Below are 19,331 nucleotides of genomic sequence, written 5' to 3'. Positions count from 1 at the left end.
GTGTGCCTAACTACGCCCGCCCCCGCACGTCAGGAGGCGTCCATGCCCGCTTCTCGACCCACGGCGCAACCGGCCGGGCCGCTCGTGGTCTCCGGGGTGTCCATGCATGACCTGCTGGCGTCGTGCGCGGCCGCGGCCACCATCTCCCGACCACCACGGCAGCCGGAGCCCGAGAAGACCGAGCAGGCCGGGCGGGAGCAGGGGCACCGCCGGGCCGCGTAGCCGCGGCTAGCGGATGACGACGACCGGTACGCCGATCGTCGCGAACTTCCACATCGCGTCGCCGTCCTCGCGCCGCTCCCGGATGCCGCCCGTCTTCACGCCCTCGGTGGTCATGCCCGCGCCGCTGCCCACCGCCGCGCTGAAGCCGATCACCACCCCGTCCACGCTGGTGAAGCGCACCACGTGCTCGATGGGAACGCCGTCCGTCCCGGTGACCGCGTTGGAGCGGGACGTGACCCAGTACCGGCCCACGGGCGGGTCGAGCGCGCCGGGGCGCACCCCGAAGCTGCGCTGCACCAGGTTCCTCTCGTCGACCAGCCAGACCCGGTCGTCGTCCACCGAGTACACGACCCGTTCACCCGTACCGGAGTCGCCCGGCAGGGCGCCCGGGTTGCGCAGATCGCGCGGCGCCTTGCTGGCGCTCGCCGAGGGCGACGCCCCCGCGCCGGCCCCGCCGACCAGGCTCGCCGGTACGGTCGCCTGTGCCTGGTAGGCGAGGAAGCCGACGGCTCCGAGGGCCGCCGCGGTGAGGCCGGCCACGATCCCCGAGCTGGTCCCTGCCACGTCCGTCCACCTCTGCCTCGCGCCATATGTCGTACTTCGTACAGACCGTAGCAGTCAGTCACCGTCTGCCCCGGACGGCGATGCGGGCGGCGCGGGCGCCGTAGGCTGTTCGCGTGCTCTTGCTCGCTCTGGATACCGCCACCCCCGCCGTCACCGTCGCACTGCACGACGGGACGGACGTCATCGCCTCGTCGAGTCAGGTGGACGCGCGCCGGCACGGGGAGCTGCTGCTGCCGGCCGTCGACCGTGTGCTCGCCGAGGCGGGGCTCAAGCTGGAGGCCGTCACCGGGGTCGTCGTCGGCACCGGCCCCGGCCCCTACACCGGCCTGCGCGTCGGCCTGATGACCGCCGACACCTTCGGCCTCGCGCTCGGCGTCCCCGTGTACGGCCTGTGCACGCTGGACGGGCTCGCCTACGCAGCCGACATCGAGAAGGGCCCCTTCGTCGTGGCGACCGACGCCCGGCGCAAGGAGGTCTACTGGGCGACGTACGCCGACTCCCGCACCCGCCTGACCGGCCCGGCCGTCGACCGCCCCGCCGACATCGCCGAGCAGGTCGCCGGGCTCCCCGCGGTCGGCGCGGGCGCGCTGCTCTACCCGGACACGTTCCCGAGCGCCCACGAGCCCGAGCACGTGTCCGCCGCCGCCCTCGCCGCGCTGGCCGCCGAGAAGCTGGCCGCGGGCGAGGAGCTTCCGGCCCCGCGTCCGCTGTACCTGCGCCGTCCCGACGCCCAGGTCCCCAAGAACTACAAGGTGGTCACCCCCAAGTGACCGGACAGTTGCGCGAGATGCGCTGGTGGGACATCGACCCCGTCCTCGAGCTGGAGAAGGACCTCTTCCCCGAGGACGCGTGGTCCCGCGGCATGTTCTGGTCCGAGCTGGCCCACTCCCGGGGCTCCGAGGCGACCCGGCGCTACCTCGTGGCCGAGGACGCCGGCCGCATCGTCGGCTACGCGGGCCTGGCCTCCTCCGGCGAGCTGGCCGACGTCCAGACCATCGCCGTGGCCCGGGACCAGCAGGGCACCGGCCTCGGCGCCCTGCTGCTCGCCGAGCTGCTGAAGGCCGCCACCGCCTTCGAGTGCTCCGAGGTCATGCTGGAGTGCCGGGTCGACAACGTCCGCGCCCAGAAGCTCTACGAGCGCTTCGGCTTCGAGCCCATCGGCTTCAGACGCGGCTACTACCAGCCGGGCAACGTGGACGCCCTGGTGATGCGCCTGACCACGGAACCCAACAGCGGCTCCGCCGCGGGTTCATCCTCCGTACAAGGAACCGAGACCAATGACTGACGAACCTCTCGTCCTCGGCATCGAGACCTCCTGCGACGAGACCGGCGTCGGCATCGTCCGCGGCACCACCCTGCTGGCCGACGCGGTCGCCTCCAGCGTCGACGAGCACGCCCGCTTCGGCGGTGTCGTACCCGAGGTGGCGTCCCGGGCCCACCTGGAGGCGATGGTCCCGACCATCGACCGCGCGCTCAAGGAGGCGGGCGTCTCCGCGAAGGACCTGGACGGCATCGCGGTCACCGCGGGCCCCGGCCTCGCCGGCGCCCTGCTGGTCGGCGTCTCGGCCGCGAAGGCGTACGCCTACGCGCTCGGCAAGCCCCTCTACGGCGTCAACCACCTCGCCTCCCACATCTGCGTGGACCAGCTGGAGCACGGCCCGCTGCCCGAGCCGACCATGGCCCTGCTGGTGTCCGGCGGCCACTCCTCCCTGCTGCTGTCCGAGGACATCACCTCCGACGTCCGCCCGATGGGCTCCACCATCGACGACGCGGCCGGCGAGGCCTTCGACAAGATCGCCCGCGTGCTGAACCTGGGCTTCCCCGGCGGCCCGGTCATCGACCGCTACGCCCGCGAGGGCGACCCGGAGGCGATCACCTTCCCGCGCGGCCTGACCGGCCCGCGCGACGCGGCGTACGACTTCTCCTTCTCCGGTCTGAAGACGGCCGTGGCCCGCTGGATCGAGGCCAAGCGCGCCGCCGGCGAGGAGGTCCCGGTCCGTGACGTGGCCGCCTCCTTCCAGGAGGCCGTGGTGGACGTCCTCACCCGCAAGGCCGTCCGCGCCTGCAAGGACGAGGGCGTCGACCATCTGATGATCGGCGGCGGCGTCGCCGCCAACTCCCGTCTGCGCGCCCTCGCCCTGGAGCGCTGCGAGGCCGCCGGCATCCGGCTGCGCGTCCCGCGCCCCAAGCTGTGCACGGACAACGGCGCGATGGTCGCGGCGCTCGGCGCCGAGATGGTCTCCCGCAACCGGGCCGCCTCCAGCTGGGACCTGTCCGCCGACTCCTCCCTGCCGGTGACGGACCCGCACGTCCCGGGCCACGACCATGTGCACGAGGTCAGCAAGGAGAACCTGTACTCGTGACGGTCGCCCTGATGTGGGAGGCCCGGGCCGCCGAGGGCCGGGGCGGGGAACTCCTCGCCTGGGTGCGGGCACAGGGGCTCGCCCGGGAGCCGGTGCGGCGGGAGACCTTCCGCGCCCCGCAGGACCGGGTGCTCGTCATCACCTGGTGGGACGCGCCGTACGACGCCTCGCTGCCCGAACTTCCCGAGCCGGACGCCGAGTTGGTGACCCGGGCCGTGCACCGCTGGCGGTTCGAGCAGCTGAGTTGACGTACCGGCCCGCACATCGGCTATGATCATCACACAGCGAACGGCCGGAACTTCGGTACGAACGCAGTGCGTTGGTGGTCCAAGGAAAGACGCCCCGCTTCCTGCGGGGAAATGCAGGTGCAAGGCCTGCCCGGCGCTCCATGAACACCCCGCCCCCGGTTCTCCGGGGGCGGGGTGTTTTCCGTTACCGGCGGCCGGCCTTCTCGAGGCTGACCGCGCCCGCCTCCGGGCCTTCGAGCGCGGCCGTCCCGGCCTTCCGCTCCTGCAGATGCGCGTACGCCATCAGGCCGAACAGGACCGCGAGCAGCACCGCCGACGAACCGGCCGTACCGAGGTCCAGGCCGCCCTTGGCGACCGGCTTGGTGAGGAGGTCGCCCGCCGTGGCGCCCAGCGGGCGGGTCAGGACGAAGGCGATCCAGAAGAGCAGGACGTTCGGGACGGCCGGCACCTTCATCAGCGCGAGCAGCACGAGCAGCAGGCCGGTCACCAGGGCCGCGCCGCCCAGGTAGCCGAGGCCCGAGCTGTCGGAGAGGAAGTCGCCCATCGAGGTGCCGAGCGTGTTGGAGACCAGGATGGCCGACCAGAACAGGGCCTCGCCCTTGAAGGAGACGATCTCGGTGATCTGGAAGGTCATCCCGCTCAGCTTCCAGCCGAGGAAGATCAGCAGCAGGATCGAGACCAGGATCGCCGCGCCCTCCGGGTAGCCGAGGCCGAGGCCCTGCGGGCCCCAGCCCAGCTTCGTGGCGCCGCCCGAGAGGTACTTGGCGCTGGCGTCCCGGTTCATGAAGTCGGACATCGTGGTGCCGGCCATGGAGGTCGACAGGATCACGGTCCAGTAGAAGAACGGGTTGTAGTGGGACGAGCGCAGCTGGATCACCAGCGTCACCACGAAGACCAGGAACAGGGCGATGGTGGTGAGGAAATAGCCGAGCTTGAGCGTCTGCGCGAACAGATCGCCCGCCGTCTCGCCCAGGGTCGTCGCGGCGATCTTCATGATCCAGAACGCCAGCGTGACCTCGGGCAGCTTCTTCATGACGGACTTCGTCGTAGTCAAAGGTGCTCCTGTCGGGGTGGGGGGTGATCAACTTCGGCCCGACCCTGCCAGGCGCAACCGGAACCCATCCTGAACGCCCGTGTCAGAGGTCTTGCGGAACCGGTTTCCTTGTGATCCCGCTGTGGCTCACATACGTCCCCTCGGCCCCTTCTGCTCAATCAGTTCCCTCGGACACCTCCACCTCGCAGCGCAGCCGCCGATCCGCCCCGACCACCCGTACCGGCCCCGTCAGCCGCAGCCGCGCCGTGTGCCGTACCTCGGCGCTCGACGGGCCCAGGCGCAGCTCCAGCGCCCCCGGCTCCACCACCCGCGCGCCCGTGCGGCCAGTGAAGGACGACAGGTCCGGGTGGAAGCGGAAGGTCACCCGGCGGGCCTCGCCCGGGGCCAGTTCCACCCGCTGGTAGCCGATGAGCCGGACGTCCGGGCGGGTCACCGACGCCACCGGATCGTGCAGGTACAGCTGGACGACCTCCGCGCCCGCGCGCTCGCCCGTGTTGCGGACGGTCAGCGAGAGGTCGTACGAGCCGTCCGTGCCGATCTCGGTGACATCGTTGCCCGTGTGGTCCTGCCAGGTGAACGACGTGTACGAGCGGCCGTGGCCGAAGGGGTACAGCGGGGTCGGGTCCAGGCTGCTGACCTCGCCGGCCAGGCCCAGCGGGGGCTGGAGATAGGTCCAGGGCTGTCCGCCGGGCACGCGCGGGACGCTCACCGGGAGGCGGCCGGAGGGGTTCACGCGGCCGGACAGGACCCCGGCGAGCGCCGGGCCGCCCTCCTCGCCGGGGAAGAAGGCCTGCACGACCGCGCCGAGCCGGCCGTGCCAGCGGCCCAGGGCGTAGGGGCGGCCGGTCAGGAGGACCAGGATCACCGGGACGCCCGTGGTGAGCAGTGCGTCCAGCAGCTCCGCCTGTACGCCTGGCAGTCGGAGGTCCGCCACGTCGCAGCCCTCGCCCGAGGTGCCCCGGCCGAACAGGCCCGCGCGGTCGCCGAGGACCGCCACGCACACGTCCGCCTCGGCCGCCCGGGCGACCGCCTCCGCGAAGCCGGCGGTGTCCGGGTCCGAGACCCCGCAGCCCTCGGCGAACGTGACCTTGGCGTCCGGGAGTTCGGCGCGCAGGGAGTCCAGGACGGTCGGGATGGAGAGGCCGAGGGGGACCTCGGGGTGGTGGGTGAGGACGTGGGACGGGAAGGAGTAGCAGCCGAGCATCGCGAGCGCGTCCGCCGCGCGGGGGCCCACGACCGCGACCCGGGTGTCGGGGGCCAGGGGGAGCAGCCCGTCGGGGTTGTCCAGCAGGACCACCGACTCCTCCGCCAGCCGGCGGGCCAGCGCCCGGTTGTCCGCCGAGTCGAGGTCGACGGGGCCCTCCGGCTCCGGCCGCCAGTCCTCGTCCAGCAGGCCCAGTTCGCACTTCTGGAGCAGGACGCGGCGGGCCGCCCGGTCCACCAGGGACTCCGGGACACGGCCCGCTCGTACGGCGGTCACCAGCGGGGTGCCGTAGCACTTGAGGGTCGGCAGCTCGACGTCGATGCCCGCCGCGAGGGCCAGGTGCGCCGCGCCCGCCTCGTCCCCGGCGACCCGGTGCTGGGTCTGCAGGAAGCCGATGCCGAAGTAGTCGGCGACCACCGTGCCGGTGAAGCCCCACTCCTCGCGCAACAGGTGGCTCAGCAGGCCCGGGTCGGCGGAGACCGGCACGCCGTCGGTCTCGGTGTACGCGGCCATCACCGAGCGCGCCCCGCCCTCGCGCAGCGCCATCTCGAACGGCGGCAGGGTCACGTCCGCGAACTCGCGCACCCCCGCCCGGACGGGGGCGAGGTTGCGGGCGCCGGCCGAGGACGCGTACCCGGCGAAGTGCTTGAGCGTGGCGACGATCCCGGCCGACTCCAGGCCGCGCACATAGGCCGCGCCGACCGTGCCGACCAGGTACGGGTCCTCGCCGATCGTCTCCTCCACCCGGCCCCAGCGCGGGTCGCGGACCACGTCCAGGACGGGGGCGAGGCCCTGGTGGACACCGACCGAGCGCAGATCGCGCCCGATGTGCCGGCCCAGCTGCTCGACGAGTGCCGGGTCGAAGGACGCGCCCCAGGCCAGCGGCACCGGGTAGGCCGTCGCGCCCCAGGCCGTGAAGCCCGCCAGGCACTCCTCGTGGGCGAGGGCCGGAATGCCGAAGCGGCCCGCCGCCGCGATCCGCCGCTGGGCGCGGGCCAGGGCCCGGGCGCCGAGCGCCGGGTCCACGGGGGCGGTGCCGAAGGAGCGGGTCAGCTGGCCGAGCCCCCGGGTGATCAGCTCGTCCCAGTCGTACTCGGCGGTCATCTCGCGCTGCAGCGGGGCGACTCCGTCGCCGTCCGTGGCGGCGCCCACCCACACGCCGTACAGCTGGGCGGTCTTCTCCTCCAGGGTCATCCGGGAGAGCAGGTCGTCGACGCGGTCGGCGGCGGGCAGGGCGGGGTCGCGCCAAGGAGCGGTGGTCATGGAACTCCCGTCGGATGGGTCGGGATGCTCGTCAGAGGGGCTCGTCGATGCTGCGAATGTTTCGGACAATACATCGAATGTTCCGGGAACCTATGGCGCGCGAAGGCCTTCGTCAAGAGGGTCCGCAGGGATACGATCGCGGGCATGAAGCCTTCGAAGCCCGTAGAAACGCAGACGGCGACCCTCGCCGAAATCGCCCGGGAAGCGGGGGTGTCCGCTCCGACTGTTTCGAAGGTCCTCAACGGCCGCGCCGACGTCGCCCCGGCGACCCGCACCCGGGTCGAGGAGCTGCTGCGCGCCTACGGCTACCGGCGCCGCCGCGCCGAGGCCTCCCGTTCGCCCCTGATCGACCTGGTCTTCCACGAGCTGGAGAGCGCCTGGGCGATGGAGGTCATCCGGGGCGTGGAGAACGTGGCCCGGGACGCGGGCCTGAGTGTCGTGCTGTCCGAGTCCGCCGGGCGGCTCACCCCGGGCCGGACCTGGGCCGACCAGGTCGCCGCCCGCCGCCCGCACGGGGTGATCCTCGTGCTGTCCGGCCTGGACGAGTCCCAGCGGGCGCTGCTGACCAGCCGTTCCATCCCGTTCGTGGTGATGGACCCGGCCGGCGACCCCGGCCCGGACGTCCCCTCCATCGGCGCCACCAACTGGCAGGGCGGCCTCGCCGCCACCCGGCATCTGGTGGAGCTGGGCCACACCCGGATCGGCGCGATCAGCGGCCCCTCCCGGATGATGTGCAGCCGCGCCCGCCTCGACGGCTACCGCGCCGCCCTGGAGACCGCCGGGCTCCCGGTCGACCCGCGCCTGGTCCGGACCGGCGACTTCCACCACGACTCCGGCTACCGCCTGGGCCTGGAGCTGCTGCGCGGCCCCGACCGGCCCACCGCCGTCTTCGCAGGCAACGACCTGCAGGCGCTGGGGCTGTACGAGGCCGCGCGCGAACTGGGGCTGCGCATCCCGGAGGACCTGAGCGTGGTCGGCTTCGACGATCTGCCGGTGGCCCGCTGGGTGGGCCCGCCGCTGACGACCGTACGGCAGCCGCTGACGGAGATGGCCGAGGCCGCCGCCCGGCTGGTGCTGGACCTGGGCCGCGCGGAGGACGAGCGGGCGGCGACCCGGGTGGAGCTGGCGACCAGCCTGGTGGTGCGGTCCAGCACGGGAGTGCCTCCGGCGGTTTAGCGGTTCGTGTATTGACGGGTGTCGAGGGCCACTCCACACTGCTCCGAAGCCAGTCGGTTATTCAGCCGAAACTTTCGGAGGCACCCGCGATGAGATCTCTGAGAACAGGCTTATCCCTCGCGTCCCTCGTGACCGGTGTCATGCTCGCGCTCACGGCGCCCGCGGCGCACGCCGCCGACACCCCCTTGCGCGACCTCGCGGCCGCGAAGGGCAAGGTCATCGGCACGGCGGTCACCGGCTCCAAGCTCACCGGGACGTACGGCGACGTCGCCGGGGCCCAGTTCAACTCGCTGACCCCGGGCAACGCCATGAAGTGGGGCACGGTCGAGCCCACCCAGGGCAGCTTCAACTGGAGCGAGGCCGACCAGATCGTGGCCTTCGCCCAGGCCCATGACCAGCAGGTGCGCGGCCACACCCTGGTCTGGCACAGCCAGAACCCGAGCTGGCTCACCAATGGCAGCTGGACCTCCGCCCAGCTCAGCAGCCTGCTGCAGAACCACATCAGCACCGAGGTCGGCCGCTACAAGGGCAAGATCGCCGCCTGGGACGTGGTCAACGAGCCGTTCAACGAGGACGGCAGCTACCGCTCCACCCTCTGGTACAACGGCCTCGGCTCCGGCTATGTCGCCAGCGCCCTGACCTGGGCCCACGCGGCCGACCCGGACGCCAAGCTGTACATCAACGACTACAACGTCGAGGGCGTGAACGCGAAGTCCATCGCCCTGTACAACCTGGTCAAGTCCCTCAAGCAGCAGGGCGTCCCGATCGACGGCGTCGGCCTGCAGGCCCATCTGATCCTCGGCCAGGTGCCGGCCACGCTCCAGCAGAACATCCAGCGCTTCGCCGACCTCGGCGTGGACGTGGCCATCACCGAGCTGGACGTACGGATGGCGCTGCCCGTCGACAGCACGAAACTCGCCCAGCAGGCGGCCGACTTCAAGTCCGTGGTGGCCGCCTGCGCGGCCGTGACCCGCTGCGTCAACGTCACCGTGTGGGGCTTCACCGACTCCGACTCCTGGGTGCCGAGCACGTTCCCCGGGTACGGGGCGGCGACGCCGTACGACGAGAACTACGCGCCGAAACCGGCCTACCACGGCATCGCCGAGGCCCTCGGCGGCTCCACCACCACCCCGCCCCCGGCCGGCGCCTGCACCGCGGCCTACAGCGTGACCAGCCAGTGGAACACCGGCTTCACCGGCCAGGTCACGATCTCCTGCTCCGGGGCCTCGCTGTCCTCGTGGAAGGCGAACTGGACGTTCGGCGCGGGCCAGCAGATCACGCAGGCCTGGAACGCCACGTGCACCCGGTCGGGCGCGGCGGTGTCCTGCGCGAACGCCTCGTACAACGGGTCCGTGCCGGACGGCGGTTCGGTGACGTTCGGTTTCAACGCGTCGTGGAGCGGGAGCAACCCGCTGCCCACGGTGACGTTGGGATGAGAATTTCCCAAGAAAACGGGTTCTCACGGCTTCCGCTAACAGTCCCCTAATAATTCGGACTTACGTTCCTGCCCGTGACGCGACAAGAGGAGCAGGGCGACGCGGGCAGACGGGCGGGCCGGCGGTCGAGAGCGCTGAAGGCCGCCGGCCTCACCCTGGCGGGATTCCTGGTGCTGGGCGTGGCCACGGCCGGCTACGCGTACTGGCACCTCAACAACAACATCAAGAGTGTCGACATCAACAGCGCGCTCGGCGACAACCGCCCGGCGAAGGCGGTGACCACCCCGGCCGCGACCGCCTCGGCCGACGCCTCCCCGCTGCCCACCGGCGCCCTGAACATCCTGGTCCTCGGCTCCGACTCGCGCAGCGGCAAGGCCAACCAGGAGCTGGGCGGCGGCGACAGCTCCGGCGCCCGCTCCGACACCGCGATGGTGGTGCACATCGACGCCGGCCGGACGAAGGCGACCGTCGTCAGCATCCCGCGCGACACCCTCGTCACCCGCCCGTCCTGCCCGCTGTCCTCCGGCGGCTCCACGGCGGTGGCGTACGGCGCGATGTTCAACAGCGCCTACTCGGTGGGCGGTCCGGTGTGCGCGGTCAAGACCGTCGAGTCGATCACCGGCGTCCGCATGGACCACTACCTGGAGATCGACTTCGCCGGCTTCGCCAAGCTGGTCGACGCGCTCGGCGGGGTCACGGTCACCACCGACCAGGACATCGACGACGACCGGAGCCATCTGCACCTCAAGGCCGGCACCCACCACCTGGACGGCACCCAGGCCCTGGCCCTCGCCCGCACCCGGCACGGCATAGGCGACGGCAGCGACCTCGGCCGCATAGGCCTCCAGCAGAAGCTGGTGAAGGCCCTGCTGGAGCAGATGGCCGACACCGACCTCCTCACCGACCCGACCAAGCTCTACCAGGTCGCCGACGCGGTGACCGCCAGCCTCACCACCGACACCGGCCTGGACTCCCTCGGCGAGCTGATGAAGCTCGGCCAGAGCCTGAAGGGCCTCACGGCCGACCGGGTGAAGACGGTGATGATGCCGGTCGTCACGGCACCCTCCGACGCCAATCGGGTGGTGGCGAAGGAACCGGCGGCGAGCGAACTGTGGGCGTCGCTGCGCTGAGCGGCACAACCGGCAGTACAACCATAGGGGTGACCGGTGAGTCTCCTGCGGTGACCAAGTCGCCGTACATCTGGGGGTTTTCCGGTGTTCTCGTTGCGTTCGCACGCCCGTTGGGCGCTTCCGCTGGCCCTGGGCCTCACCGCCCTCGGGGCCGCCGTACCGCAGGCGTCCGCGACGAAGGCGGCCGCGCCCGTCCGCGACGACTTCAACGGCGACGGCTACCCCGACCTCGCCGTCGGCGCCCCGCAGGCCACGATCGGGGGCAAGGCCAGGGCGGGCTACGTGACCGTGATGTACGGCGGCCCGCGCGGCCTGTCCACCAGCCACCGCACGATCATCAGCCGCGCCACGTCCGGCATCCCCGGCAGCCCGGCCAAGGGCGGGGTCTTCGGCTTCCAGCTGTCCAAGGGCGACCTGGACGGCGACGGGTACGCGGACCTGGTCGTCGGCTCCACGTCCGGTGACGCGGTCGTGGTGTGGGGCGGGCCGCGCGGACTGTCCGGCGGTACGTCGGTCCCCGCCGCCGACACCCAGACCGGCGACTTCGACGGCGACGGGCGGCTGGACCTGGCCCTGTTCCGCACGGCCTTCTCCGGCGGCGACGACCCGGCCGGCACCACCGCCACCCTCTGGAAGGGCCCGCTCAAGCGCACCGGCACCCCGGCCACCAAGACCCCCCTGGACCCCGACCACCTCCAGTACATCGACATCCAGGACGGCGCCACCGGCGACCTCAACGGCGACGGCCGCGACGACCTCGCGCTCACCGCGTACTGCGGCGACGGAAGCCACTGCACCGACGTGTACCTCAGCACCCCCTCGGGCTTCGCCCCGTCCGTCGCCTTCCCCGGGGACCGCGCGGCGGCCATCGGGGACGTCAACGGCGACGGCGTCGACGACCTCGTCACCGGCCGCGCCGAGGACGAGGAGATCTGGGTGGCGTACGGCTCGGCCGCGGGCCTGGGCGCCCCGGACACCTGGAAGTCGTACACGCAGAACACCCCCGGCGTCCCGGGCGCCCTGGAGGAGAACGACATGTTCGGCCGCTCGGTCGCCGTCGGCGACATCACCGGCGACGGCATCGACGACGTGGCGGTCGGCGTGCCCGGCGAGAACCAGTACGAGGGCGTGGTCGACGTGCTGCGCGGCAGCCGCTCCGGCCTGACCGGCACCGGCGCGCAGGCCTTCACCCAGAACACCAAGGGCGTCCCCGGCACCGCCGAGGTCAACGACGCCTTCGGCTACACGGTCGGCCTGGTCGACATCAACGGCAACGGACACGCCGACCTGGCCGCCTCCGCGCCGAACGAGGACGCGGGCAACGGCGCGGTCTGGGTCCTGCGCGGCCGCCCCACGGGCGTGGTCACGGACGCGGCCCTCGCCTTCGGCGGCAAGGCGGTCGGAGCGCCGTACACGAAGGCGGGATTCGGGTCCGAGCTGAAGTAGCGGCGCCGCACGGTCCCGGAAAAAATTTCTTCGAGGAAATCCCGGGACCGTGTCGATCCGGGTGTCTCCCGATCGACGCATGGGTGAGCGGCGGGGACGGACCCCGCCGCACCGACCGAAGGAGTCACCATGCCCCGCTATCTGTCGCTCGTGCGCATCGACGAGGCCTCCGCCCCCGCCGAGGGCCCCAGCGAGGAGCTGATGCAGCGGATGGGCCGGCTGATCGAGGAGGTCACCAAGGCCGGGGTCATGCTCGACACCGCCGGCCTGACCCCCTCCGCCCAGGGCACCACCGTGCGCTGGGAGGGCGGGAAGATCTCCGTCACCGACGGGCCCTTCACCGAGTCCAAGGAGGTCGTCGGCGGCTACGCGATCATGCAGTGCAAGGACATGGCCGAGGCCCTGGAGTGGACCAAGCGGTTCCTCCAGGTCCACGAGGAGTTCTGGACGGTCACCTGCGAGGTGCGGGAGATCGCCGAGGGCTGAGCGGTCCTTGGCCCCGGGCCGTCCGGGGGTGTTGCATGGTGGGCTGTGGAAGCACAGCCCACCGCGGCACAGCCCACCGCGGCGCACACGATCGAGACCGTCTTCCGGCTGGAGTCCCCCCGGGTCGTCGCCGGTGTCGCCCGGATCGTGCGGGACGTCGGCATCGCCGAGGAGTTGGCGCAGGACGCGCTGGTCGCGGCGCTGGAGCGATGGCCCAGGGACGGCGTGCCCGACAACCCCGGCGCCTGGCTCATGGCCACCGCCCGGCACCGTGCCGTCGACCTGGTCCGGCGCCGCGAGACCTACGCCCGCAAGCTCGCCGAGATCGGCCGGGACCTGGAGACCACGGCCCCGGCGTCGTACGACGAGCCCGCCGACCCGGACGACATCGACGACGACCTGCTGCGGCTGGTCTTCACCACCTGCCATCCGGTGCTGTCCCCGGAGGCCCGCACCGCGCTCACCCTGCGCCTGCTCGGCGGCCTGACCACGGCCGAGATCGCCCGGGCCTACCTCGTTCCGGAGCCGACGATCGCCCAGCGCATCGTCCGGGCGAAAAAGACGCTCGCCACGAAGAACGTCGCCTTCGAGGTGCCGTACGGCCCCGACCGCGAGGCCCGCCTCGGCTCCGTCCTGGACGTCATCTACCTGATCTTCAACGAGGGATACGCGGCCACCGCCGGGGACGACCTGCTGCGTCCCGGCCTGTGCGAGGACGCCCTGCGCCTGGCCCGCGTGCTCTCGGCCCTGATGTCCAAGGAGCCCGAGGTGCACGCCCTGACCTCGCTCCTGGAGTTCCAGGCCTCCCGCACCGCCGCCCGCACCGGCCCCGACGGCACACCGGTGCTCCTGAAGGACCAGAACCGCCGCCGCTGGAACCGCATGCTCATCGCCCGCGGCATCCGGGCCCTCGGCCGCGCCGAGGCCACCGGCGCCCCCGGCCGCTACGCCCTCCAGGCCGCCATCGCCGCCTGCCACGCGCACGCGTACTCCTACGAGGAGACCGACTGGCGGACCATCGCCACCCTGTACGGCCTGCTCGCCTCCCGCGCCCCGTCCCCGGTCGTCGAGCTGAACCGCGCCGTCGCCGTGTCGATGGCCGAGGGCCCGGCCGAGGGGCTGAAGCTCGTCGACGCCCTGACCGCCGAACCCGCCCTGCGCGACTACCACCTGCTGCCCAGCGTGCGCGGCGACCTGCTGGCGCGGCTGGGGCGCACCGCCGAGGCGCGCGAGGAGTTCGTACGGGCGGCGGGGCTGGCGCGCAACGAGAGCGAGCGCCGGCTGTTGCGGGCGAAACTGCGTTCCCTTCCTGGTCAGTGAGGGTTTACAGCGGCTGTGCGGGGGCGCCGATCAGCATGGTCGGGGCCCCTGCGACCCGGGTCAGGAACACGGTCGCCGCGTTGGGTCCCTGCGGCTTGACCTTCCGGCGCAGTTCCTCCGGCTCCACCGCCGACCCCCGCTTCTTCACGGTCAGCGTGCCGACCTCCCGCTCCCGCAGCAGGGCCTTCAACTTCTTGACGTTGAAGGGGAGTCGGTCGGTGATCTCGTAGGCCGAGGCGTACGGCGTCGGACGCAGTTCGTCGGCCGTGACGTACGCGATGGTCTCGTCGACCAGGCCGCCGCCGACCTCCTCGGCCACCTCCGCGACCAGATGGGCGCGGATGACGGCGCCGTCGGGCTCGTACAAGTACCGGCCGACCGGGCGTACCCGGGGATCGGGCAGTCCCCGGCCGAGCAGCGTGCGCGGGCCGGGCAGCAGCGTGGCCCGCACGCTTCCCGGCTTTCCGGCCCCGAACCACAGCACCGCCTCCTTCACGTCCCCGCCGTCCGAGATCCACTCGGCCTCGGCCTCGGCGGGAATCGCCTCGTGCGGGATGCCGGGGGCGATCTTCAGGGCGGCCCGGGGAGCGCCGAGGGCCGTGGCGACCGCCCAGGACAGGGGCGGTGAGTAGGCCTCCGGGTCGAAGATCCGGCCCCGCCCGCCCCGGCGCGCCGGGTCCACGAACACGGCGTCGTAGCCCGCCGTGTCCACCTCCGTGACGTCCGCCTCCCGCACCTCGATCAGCCCCGCGAGCCCCAGCGCCTCGGCGTTCGCCCGGGCCGCGGCCGCCGTCAGCGGATCCCGGTCCACGGCCAGCACCCGGATCCCGGCCCGGGCCAGCGCGATCGCGTCGCCGCCGATCCCGCAGCACAGGTCGGCGACCGAGGTCACGCCCAGCTCCCGCATACGGCCCGCCCGGTACGCCGCCACGCTCGCCCGGGTCGACTGCTCGACCCCGTTCGGCGTGAAGTACATCCGCCGCGCGTCCTCGGCCCCGAACTTCGCCACCGCCCGCTGCCGCAGCCGGGCCTGCCCCAGCGCCGCCGACACCAGTTCGGCGGGGTGCTCGCGGCGCAGCCGGGTGGCGACGGCCAGCTCCTGTGCGGGGTCGGTGTCGCGCACCTCGTCGAGGAGGGCGCGGCCTTCGGGGGTGAGGAGAAGGGCGAGGTCGTTCACCGGGTCATTGTGGGCCAGTCGGTGGATGGTGCGCCTCCGGCGGCGGTGTCGGACCGGGTTCGGGGCCCCGGGGCTGGAAGGATCCGACGCCATGCGAGTAGTAGTACAAAATGACAAAAGTCGGGCACGGCTTCCGAAGCTCGCCCTCCGCTGCGCGGTAGCCGCGCTGGCCTCCACCGCCCTTCTCTCCGGCTGTGCCGCCCTCGGCTCGGACTCCGGAGCCCAGGGCGCCCCCGGCCAGGGCGGCCACGGCGGCCACGGCGGGCCGGTGGACCCGCAGGCCCGCCTCGCCGCCGAACACGCCCGCCTGGTCGCCGCCGCCCGGCACTGGAACCTCGACGAGGTCCCGCTGAGACCCCCTGCGCCACCGACCAGGAAGCCGAAGATCACCGCGCGCGACGGCTTCGAGGTGGACGGCCAGGAGGAGGAGAACCTGCCGCCGGTCTTCACCACCGTCCCCACCAGGCAGAAGGTCGTCTTCCTCACCATCGACGACGGCGCCGAGAAGGACCCGGCGTTCCTGCGCATGATGAGCGACCTGAAGATCCCCTACACGGCCTTCCTCAGCAACTACCTGGTCAAGGACGACTACGGCTACTTCCGCCGGATGCAGTCCGAGGGTCACACCCTCAACAACCACACCCTCACCCACCCCTACCTGCCCGGACTGTCCTACGAGGAGCAGAAGGACGAGATCTGCGGCATGCAGGCCGTCATGAAGCGGCAGTTCGGCAAGGCGCCGACCGTCTTCCGCCCGCCCTACGGCAACTACAACGGCGACACCCTGCGCGCCGCCAAGGTCTGCGGGATCAAGTACGCGCCGATCTGGGACGAGGAGGTCTTCGTCGACCACTGGGAGTACCGCGAGGACGACAAGAACCTGCACCCCGGCGACATCGTGCTCACCCACTTCCGCGGCCGCGACGACTGGGACGGCACGATGGTCGACGACATGCGCCGCTTCCTGAACAAGGTCACGCGCGAGGGGTACGCCGTGGCGCGCCTGGAGGACTACCTGTGAGGCGCCGGGGGCGACCGGGGCGCGGTCCGGGAGGGGTACCGGCCGGGCTGGCCGCCGTACTCGCCTCGGCCCTCCTCCTCACCGGCTGCGCCCAGTCGGTCGACCCCATCGAACGCCTCGGCAAACGCGCGGCCCAAGGCGTACGGCAACCGAGCCCGTCCGGCAGCCAGGCCTACCGCCGCTGGGGCCTGGCCGCCCCGCTCGCCGCCCCGCCCCGCCACCTGGCCCGCCTTCCCACGGCCCACCGGGCGGGCGCCTTCCCGCCCCGGGTCGTGGACCACGTCGCCACCACCGACAAGGTCGTCTTCCTCACCTACGACGACGGCGCCGAGCGCGACCCGCGCTTCGTCGACATGGTCCGCGACCTCGGGCTGCCGGTCAGCTTCTTCCTCACCGACAGCGTCGTAGGCCCCGGCTACGGCCACTTCGCCCGCCTGCGCGCCGTCGGCGCCGACATCGAGAACCACACCCTCGACCACCCGGCGATGCCCGGACTGCCGTACGCCGGCCAGCGCGCCGAGATCTGCGGCCAGCAGGACAAACTCAGGTCCCGCTTCGGCATCCGCCCCCGCCTCTTCCGCCCGCCCTACGGCACGTACGACACCACCACCCTGCGCGCGGCCGCCGACTGCGGCATCTCCGCACTCGTCCTGTGGCGCGCCGCCATGACCTCCGACGGCATCGCCTACGCCCACGGAGAGCGCCACCTGCGCCCGGGCGACATCGTCCTGGTCGGCCCCGACGAGGCCACGGGCCCCACCCTCAAGGAACGCACGGCGCGCCTGCTGCGCCGCGTCCAGGCAAGGGGACTGACGGTGGGGCGCCTTGAGGATTACCTGTAACGGTTCTTTTCAGCGCCGTCCGCATCAACCAGCCCGTCCGGCGTTTGAGGACGAGGCCGTTCAGGCCGGTAACCTGCCGACGCGCCGCACGGCATTGGCACTCCGCTTGACCGAGTGCTAATCGCGGTCATAGTCTCGGCTCTGGCACTCGGCAGATGAGAGTGCCAACAAACGCGACGGGCAGGTCCGGCACCCGCGACGACGGATCGACCTGGTCGCCACCTCAGACAGTTAACCCCGTGAGATCTCCGAAGGGGGAGGTCGGATCGTGACGACCGCCAGCTCCAAGGTTGCCATCAAGCCGCTCGAGGACCGCATCGTGGTCCAGCCGCTGGACGCCGAGCAGACCACGGCCTCTGGCCTGGTCATCCCGGACACCGCCAAGGAGAAGCCCCAGGAGGGCGTCGTCCTGGCCGTGGGCCCGGGCCGCTTCGAGAACGGCGAGCGCCTTCCGCTCGACGTCAAGACCGGCGACATCGTGCTGTACAGCAAGTACGGCGGCACCGAGGTGAAGTACAACGGCGAGGAGTACCTCGTCCTCTCGGCTCGCGACGTCCTCGCGATCATCGAGAAGTAATCACCTCGAGCACTCAGTTGCTTCCAGCTGCGCCCCTGGCCCCCGCGACCACCTAAGAAGCCGGGCGCCAGGGCGCAGTTCTTTTTTCACCCACAGATTTCCGAGAGGGCTCCCGCTGTCATGGCGAAGATCCTGAAGTTCGACGAGGACGCCCGTCGCGCCCTCGAGCGCGGCGTCAACAAGCTGGCCGACACGGTGAAGGTGACGATCGGCCCCAAGGGTCGCAACGTCGTCATCGACAAGAAGTTCGGCGCCCCCACCATCACCAACGACGGTGTCACGATCGCCCGTGAGATCGAGGTCGAGGACCCGTACGAGAACCTCGGCGCCCAGCTGGTGAAGGAGGTGGCGACCAAGACCAACGACATCGCTGGTGACGGCACCACCACCGCCACCGTGCTCGCCCAGGCGCTGGTTCGCGAGGGCCTGAAGAACGTCGCCGCCGGCGCCTCCCCGGCCTCCCTGAAGAAGGGCATCGACGCGGCCGTCGCCGCCGTCTCCGAGGACCTCCTCGCCTCGGCCCGCCCGATCGAGGAGAAGTCCGACATCGCCGCCGTCGCCGCGCTGTCCGCCCAGGACCAGCAGGTCGGCGAGCTGATCGCCGAGGCGATGGACAAGGTCGGCAAGGACGGTGTCATCACCGTCGAGGAGTCCAACACCTTCGGTCTGGAGCTGGACTTCACCGAGGGCATGGCCTTCGACAAGGGCTACCTGTCGCCGTACTTCGTGACGGACCAGGAGCGCATGGAGGCCGTCCTGGAGGACCCCTACATCCTCATCAACCAGGGCAAGATCTCCTCCATCCAGGACCTGCTGCCGCTGCTGGAGAAGGTCATCCAGTCGGGTGCCTCCAAGCCGCTGCTGATCATCGCCGAGGACCTCGAGGGCGAGGCCCTGTCGACCCTGGTCGTCAACAAGATCCGTGGCACCTTCAACGCCGTCGCGGTGAAGGCCCCCGGCTTCGGCGACCGCCGCAAGGCGATGCTGCAGGACATGGCCGTCCTCACCGGCGCCACCGTCATCTCCGAGGAGGTCGGCCTCAAGCTCGATCAGGCCGGCCTGGACGTGCTGGGCTCCGCCCGCCGCGTGACGGTCACCAAGGACGACACGACCATCGTCGACGGCGCCGGCAACTCCGAGGACGTCGTGGGCCGCGTCAACCAGATCAAGGCCGAGATCGAGAACACCGACTCCGACTGGGACCGCGAGAAGCTCCAGGAGCGCCTCGCGAAGCTGGCCGGCGGCGTGTGCGTCATCAAGGTCGGCGCCGCCACCGAGGTGGAGCTGAAGGAGAAGAAGCACCGTCTGGAGGACGCCATCTCCGCGACCCGCGCCGCGGTCGAGGAGGGCATCGTCTCCGGTGGTGGCTCCGCGCTGGTCCACGCCGTCAAGGTCCTGGAGGGCAACCTCGGCAAGACCGGCGACGAGGCCACGGGTGTCTCGGTCGTCCGCCGCGCCGCCGTCGAGCCGCTGCGCTGGATCGCCGAGAACGCCGGCCTCGAGGGCTACGTCATCGTCTCCAAGGTGGCCGAGCTGGAGAAGGGCAACGGCTACAACGCCGCCACCGGCGAGTACGGCGACCTGGTCAAGGCCGGCGTCATCGACCCGGTCAAGGTCACCCGCTCCGCCCTGGAGAACGCCGCCTCCATCGCCTCCCTGCTGCTCACGACCGAGACCCTGGTCGTCGAGAAGAAGGAAGAGGAGCCGGCCGAGGCGGGCCACGGCCACGGTCACGGCCACTCCCACTGAGGCACCTCAGCACTGAGGCCCGGCACCCCCTCGGGGTGCCGGGCCTTCGCGTT

The 19,331-nt window shown here is 71.8% G+C and carries 19 protein-coding genes; 15 read left to right on the top strand and 4 right to left on the bottom strand.

Annotation, left to right across the window (positions count from 1 at the left end):
* Window positions 1-42: 42 nt before the first annotated feature.
* A complete protein-coding gene (locus CRP49_RS08795) occupies window positions 43-222 on the top strand; it encodes a hypothetical protein (RefSeq protein WP_097252899.1) in 180 nt (59 codons plus the stop codon).
* Window positions 223-228: 6 nt separating this feature from the next.
* On the opposite strand, the gene CRP49_RS08790 is transcribed toward CRP49_RS08795, so the two are convergent.
* The gene (locus CRP49_RS08790; protein ID WP_097252898.1) at window positions 229-786 is read right to left on the bottom strand and encodes a hypothetical protein; all 558 of its coding nucleotides are present in this window, start codon (window positions 784-786) and stop codon (window positions 229-231) included.
* Window positions 787-899: 113 nt separating this feature from the next.
* On the opposite strand from CRP49_RS08790, the gene tsaB reads away from it, so the two are divergent.
* Genes tsaB through CRP49_RS08770 form a run of 4 tightly spaced genes read left to right on the top strand, consistent with a single transcriptional unit; the run spans window position 900 to window position 3,397 of the window.
* On the top strand, window positions 900-1,556 hold the full coding sequence (gene tsaB, locus CRP49_RS08785) for a tRNA (adenosine(37)-N6)-threonylcarbamoyltransferase complex dimerization subunit type 1 TsaB (protein ID WP_094215481.1): 657 nt from the start codon (window positions 900-902) through the stop codon (window positions 1,554-1,556).
* Between the two features lie 17 nt (window positions 1,557-1,573).
* On the top strand, window positions 1,574-2,071 hold the full coding sequence (gene rimI, locus CRP49_RS08780) for a ribosomal protein S18-alanine N-acetyltransferase (RefSeq protein ID WP_097257262.1): 498 nt from the start codon (window positions 1,574-1,576) through the stop codon (window positions 2,069-2,071).
* Window positions 2,064-3,149 (top strand): tRNA (adenosine(37)-N6)-threonylcarbamoyltransferase complex transferase subunit TsaD, encoded by a 1,086-nt coding sequence (tsaD, locus tag CRP49_RS08775; RefSeq protein ID WP_097252897.1) that lies wholly within the window; start codon window positions 2,064-2,066, stop codon window positions 3,147-3,149. The genes rimI and tsaD overlap by 8 nt, the downstream gene beginning before the upstream one ends.
* Window positions 3,146-3,397: a hypothetical protein gene (locus tag CRP49_RS08770; RefSeq protein WP_094215479.1), complete on the top strand. Its 252-nt coding sequence runs from the start codon at window positions 3,146-3,148 to the stop codon at window positions 3,395-3,397. Before tsaD ends, CRP49_RS08770 begins: the two co-directional genes overlap by 4 nt.
* A 184-nt stretch (window positions 3,398-3,581) precedes the next feature.
* On the opposite strand, the gene CRP49_RS08765 is transcribed toward CRP49_RS08770, so the two are convergent.
* Complete coding sequence (locus CRP49_RS08765) at window positions 3,582-4,451, bottom strand: hypothetical protein (RefSeq protein WP_218892956.1); 870 nt, start codon at window positions 4,449-4,451, stop codon at window positions 3,582-3,584.
* 154 nt (window positions 4,452-4,605) lie between these two features.
* Entirely contained in the window at window positions 4,606-6,918 is a 2,313-nt protein-coding gene (locus tag CRP49_RS08760) for a glycoside hydrolase family 3 N-terminal domain-containing protein (RefSeq protein WP_097252895.1), read from the bottom strand.
* A 144-nt stretch (window positions 6,919-7,062) separates the two neighbouring features.
* On the opposite strand from CRP49_RS08760, the gene CRP49_RS08755 reads away from it, so the two are divergent.
* The 6 genes from CRP49_RS08755 to CRP49_RS08730 all read left to right on the top strand — a co-directional run bounded on the left by CRP49_RS08755 (window position 7,063) and on the right by CRP49_RS08730 (window position 13,912).
* Entirely contained in the window at window positions 7,063-8,094 is a 1,032-nt protein-coding gene (locus CRP49_RS08755) for a LacI family DNA-binding transcriptional regulator (RefSeq protein WP_097252894.1), read from the top strand.
* Window positions 8,095-8,183: 89 nt separating this feature from the next.
* Window positions 8,184-9,530, top strand: a complete 1,347-nt coding sequence (locus CRP49_RS08750) for an endo-1,4-beta-xylanase (RefSeq protein ID WP_097252893.1) — start codon at window positions 8,184-8,186, stop codon at window positions 9,528-9,530.
* Between the two features lie 74 nt (window positions 9,531-9,604).
* A complete protein-coding gene (locus CRP49_RS08745; protein ID WP_179851553.1) occupies window positions 9,605-10,660 on the top strand; it encodes an LCP family protein in 1,056 nt (351 codons plus the stop codon).
* Window positions 10,661-10,744: 84 nt separating this feature from the next.
* A complete protein-coding gene (locus tag CRP49_RS08740) occupies window positions 10,745-12,106 on the top strand; it encodes an FG-GAP-like repeat-containing protein (RefSeq protein WP_097252892.1) in 1,362 nt (453 codons plus the stop codon).
* Between the two features lie 129 nt (window positions 12,107-12,235).
* Entirely contained in the window at window positions 12,236-12,592 is a 357-nt protein-coding gene (locus CRP49_RS08735; protein WP_097252891.1) for a YciI family protein, read from the top strand.
* A gap of 45 nt (window positions 12,593-12,637) precedes the next feature.
* Complete coding sequence (locus CRP49_RS08730) at window positions 12,638-13,912, top strand: RNA polymerase sigma factor (protein ID WP_097252890.1); 1,275 nt, start codon at window positions 12,638-12,640, stop codon at window positions 13,910-13,912.
* Between the two features lie 4 nt (window positions 13,913-13,916).
* Here the strand turns inward: CRP49_RS08730 and CRP49_RS08725 are convergent, their stop codons facing one another.
* Window positions 13,917-15,089, bottom strand: coding sequence for a methyltransferase domain-containing protein (locus CRP49_RS08725; protein ID WP_097252889.1), 1,173 nt, complete (start codon window positions 15,087-15,089; stop codon window positions 13,917-13,919).
* 91 nt (window positions 15,090-15,180) lie between these two features.
* On the opposite strand from CRP49_RS08725, the gene CRP49_RS08720 reads away from it, so the two are divergent.
* The 4 genes from CRP49_RS08720 (at window position 15,181) to groL (ending at window position 19,278) form a co-directional block, all read left to right on the top strand.
* Window positions 15,181-16,110: a polysaccharide deacetylase family protein gene (locus tag CRP49_RS08720; protein ID WP_179851552.1), complete on the top strand. Its 930-nt coding sequence runs from the start codon at window positions 15,181-15,183 to the stop codon at window positions 16,108-16,110.
* On the top strand, window positions 16,107-16,952 hold the full coding sequence (locus CRP49_RS08715; RefSeq protein WP_373560335.1) for a polysaccharide deacetylase family protein: 846 nt from the start codon (window positions 16,107-16,109) through the stop codon (window positions 16,950-16,952). Before CRP49_RS08720 ends, CRP49_RS08715 begins: the two co-directional genes overlap by 4 nt.
* A 268-nt stretch (window positions 16,953-17,220) precedes the next feature.
* Window positions 17,221-17,529, top strand: a complete 309-nt coding sequence (gene groES, locus CRP49_RS08710) for a co-chaperone GroES (protein ID WP_055493212.1) — start codon at window positions 17,221-17,223, stop codon at window positions 17,527-17,529.
* Window positions 17,530-17,649: 120 nt separating this feature from the next.
* Window positions 17,650-19,278 (top strand): chaperonin GroEL, encoded by a 1,629-nt coding sequence (gene groL, locus CRP49_RS08705; protein WP_097252888.1) that lies wholly within the window; start codon window positions 17,650-17,652, stop codon window positions 19,276-19,278.
* Window positions 19,279-19,331 lie beyond the last annotated feature (53 nt).

The sequence above is a fragment of the Streptomyces sp. Ag109_G2-15 genome (assembly GCF_900215565.1).
Taxonomy (GTDB): Bacteria; Actinomycetota; Actinomycetes; order Streptomycetales; family Streptomycetaceae; genus Streptomyces; species Streptomyces diastatochromogenes.
Note: the sequence above shows the minus strand (reverse complement) of the source record. Positions and strands in the feature narration are given on the sequence as shown.

Bases quoted from the DNA above. Each gene is read 5' to 3' on its own strand.
- CRP49_RS08795 (WP_097252899.1), top strand. From the start codon at position 43: ATGCCCGCTTCTCGACCCACGGCGCAACCGGCCGGGCCGCTCGTGGTC.
- rimI (WP_097257262.1), top strand. From the start codon at position 1,574: ATGCGCTGGTGGGACATCGACCCCGTCCTCGAGCTGGAGAAGGACCTC.
- tsaD (WP_097252897.1), top strand. From the start codon at position 2,064: ATGACTGACGAACCTCTCGTCCTCGGCATCGAGACCTCCTGCGACGAG.
- CRP49_RS08760 (WP_097252895.1), bottom strand. From the start codon at position 6,918: ATGACCACCGCTCCTTGGCGCGACCCCGCCCTGCCCGCCGCCGACCGC.
- CRP49_RS08755 (WP_097252894.1), top strand. From the start codon at position 7,063: ATGAAGCCTTCGAAGCCCGTAGAAACGCAGACGGCGACCCTCGCCGAA.
- CRP49_RS08750 (WP_097252893.1), top strand. From the start codon at position 8,184: ATGAGATCTCTGAGAACAGGCTTATCCCTCGCGTCCCTCGTGACCGGT.
- CRP49_RS08735 (WP_097252891.1), top strand. From the start codon at position 12,236: ATGCCCCGCTATCTGTCGCTCGTGCGCATCGACGAGGCCTCCGCCCCC.
- CRP49_RS08720 (WP_179851552.1), top strand. From the start codon at position 15,181: ATGCGAGTAGTAGTACAAAATGACAAAAGTCGGGCACGGCTTCCGAAG.
- groL (WP_097252888.1), top strand. From the start codon at position 17,650: ATGGCGAAGATCCTGAAGTTCGACGAGGACGCCCGTCGCGCCCTCGAG.